Below are 2,470 nucleotides of genomic sequence, written 5' to 3'. Positions count from 1 at the left end.
GAACTCCCAGGAGGCGTTTGAAGTCCTCATCGTTGGTTTTGTCTACTTCTGAATCAAGCATGCAAAAAGATTACCCTACTTTTGCAAGAGGTATAATGCAAACCATGCGAAGGATCGGTATCGTGGCGTGTGTGGCGATTGTTGCCCCAGCTCAGGCACAGACCTACCAGGCATCGTTGAACTACGCGGTGGCGGCTGACCAGACCGCTGCCTCCCCAGCGGATGGGAAGGCGGTAGCGATGGAAGGCTGGCAGCAGCCTCTTGCCGCCTGGGCGGGCCTGGAAAACCCCGTGGCCGGGCAGGCATCCCGAAGCGACTCTGTCGTCTGGGTGACGCGGGGCAAGGCGTATCTCGGTATGGCAGTGACTAACCCCAGCCCCACGGAAAATGCGATGGTGGAGGTGAAACTCAAGCTCAAGCGCGGCGCGTGGCGGCTGGAGTTTGCGGCGGGCAGTGAGAATGAGAGCACCCGTGCCTGGAAAGCGGGCGGTGTGTTTCTTTCTCAGTCTGGAACCGTCTCCAAGACCATCTTTGTCCGTGCGGGGGAGACGCTTTTTGTCCGCGCCGTGGAGACTCTAGCGGAGGCTGATGCCGCGTGTCGAGCTGCGCAGCAGGCACTGCCGGGGAAGCTTGCCAGCACACGTGCAAAGATTGGGGAGGCTCAGGAGTTCTGTGGGCGTGCCAAGCCGGACCGCGTGATCGAGCGGGTGCACGAGGCGCTCTCGGACATTGAGGGTGTGGCTGGCCTTGCCCGGCTACGGACGGCGCTCTCCGAAGTCAGTGCTGCTGTCTTGAACCTTCGTGTGCAGGCCCGTGTGCAGGCAGTGGGCACAAAGCTGCTGCTAGTCAATGGCGAGAGCCGTGCCTTGGCAGGAGGACGCTTCTTTTTGGGGACGGCGGTAAAGCCGTTTGGGAAGACCGCGCCCATGGCCGTGGCCTCGGCGGATTTCCCTGGGAGCGGCTCGGGGCTCGTCCAGTACAAAGTTGGCGGCGGGACAGCAACCCTCTCCGCACGCGTAGGGCCTGGCACCGAACTGCCACTGATACTCTCACAGGCCACGGCGGCTCCCGTGAAGATTGCTGTTGCCACGCTGACAACTCCTAAACCCAGCGCCGCGCGCACGGGAAACCCGATTATTCCTATGACCAAAGTGATTTATCCTCCCTCCCGAACGGTAGACGTGACCGATACCTACCATGGCACGAGCGTGGCCGACCCCTACCGCTGGCTGGAAGATGCCAACAGTGACGAGACAGCCGCCTGGGTGAGCGCACAGAACGAGGCGACGGGCACGTTGTTAAAAGCTCTCCCCGCTCGCGAGGTGCTCCAGAAACGCCTGACTGAGCTGTGGGACTACGAGCGCTACGGTCTGCCTAGCCGCCATGGGAGTCGCTACTTCTTCAGCCGCAATGATGGCCTTCAGAACCAGGCGGTGCAGTATGTCGCGGACGATCTGGAGGCGCAGCCGCGCATCTTGATTGACCCCAACACGCTCTCCGACGATGGCACGGTGGCGCTGGGAGGGATGAGTATCTCCGAGGACGGTGGCCTGGTTGCCTACTCAATTGCACGCTCCGGCTCCGACTGGCAGGAGTGGCATGTCCGCGATGTGGCCACAGGAAAAGATCTCTCCGACAAGATCGAGTGGGGCAAGTTCAGTGGTGCCTCGTGGCGCAAGGACGGCTCAGGATTTTACTACAGTCGCTACGCCACCCCCGAAGTGGGCACCGCGCTCCAGGGGGCCAACTACAACCACAAACTCTACTACCACGCGCTGGGAACGCCCCAGAGAGCCGACACTCTGGTCTACGAGCGCCCGGACCACCCGGACTGGAACCTGGGCGGAAGCGTGACCGAGGACGGAAAGTGGCTCGTGATCTATGCCAGCAAAGGCACTGAGCGGCGCAACTCTCTGTTTCTCAAAGACCTAACTCGAGCGGATGCCCCCGTTCGCGACTTTTTGACCGCCGGGGATGCGTCTTATAGTGTGGTGGGCAACGATGGTCCGATGTTCTATGTGATGACGGACAAGGAGGCACCGCTCAAGAAGCTTATCGCCATAGACAGCCGCACCCCGAGCGCCGACGCGTGGCGTCCCCTACTCCCTGAGAGCCGCGACACCCTTCAGTCAGCAAGTATTTTTGGCGATAAGCTGATTGTCAGCTATCTTAAAGATGCGCGCTCACAGGTTCGGCTTCACAGCCTTGCCACGGGAGAGCTGCTGCGTGAGGTGGCTCTGCCAGGAATCGGAACCGCGAGCGGCTTTGATGGCAAGCGAGAAGACACGGAGACGTTTTTTGCTTTCTCCAGCTACACCAGCCCGACCACGCTCTATCACTACGATATTGCGGAGGGAGTGAGCACTGTTTTTCGGTCTCCCAAAGTTGCTTTTGACCCCCGTCAGTTTGAGACAAAGCAAGTTTTTGCCACCAGCAAAGATGGCACCAAAGTCCCGATGTTCCTCACCTA

The 2,470-nt window shown here is 60.4% G+C and carries 1 pseudogene; it reads left to right on the top strand.

Going from position 1 to position 2,470, the window contains the following annotated elements:
* Positions 1-104: 104 nt before the first annotated feature.
* Positions 105-2,470 (top strand): annotated as a pseudogene (locus tag ACH2EH_RS00615) (hypothetical protein); the annotation flags it as partial.

Origin of the sequence: Armatimonas sp. (genome assembly GCF_043760365.1) — a bacterium.
Classification (GTDB): Bacteria; Armatimonadota; Armatimonadia; order Armatimonadales; family Armatimonadaceae; genus Armatimonas.
This window is presented reverse-complemented; position numbering and strand designations above follow the sequence as displayed.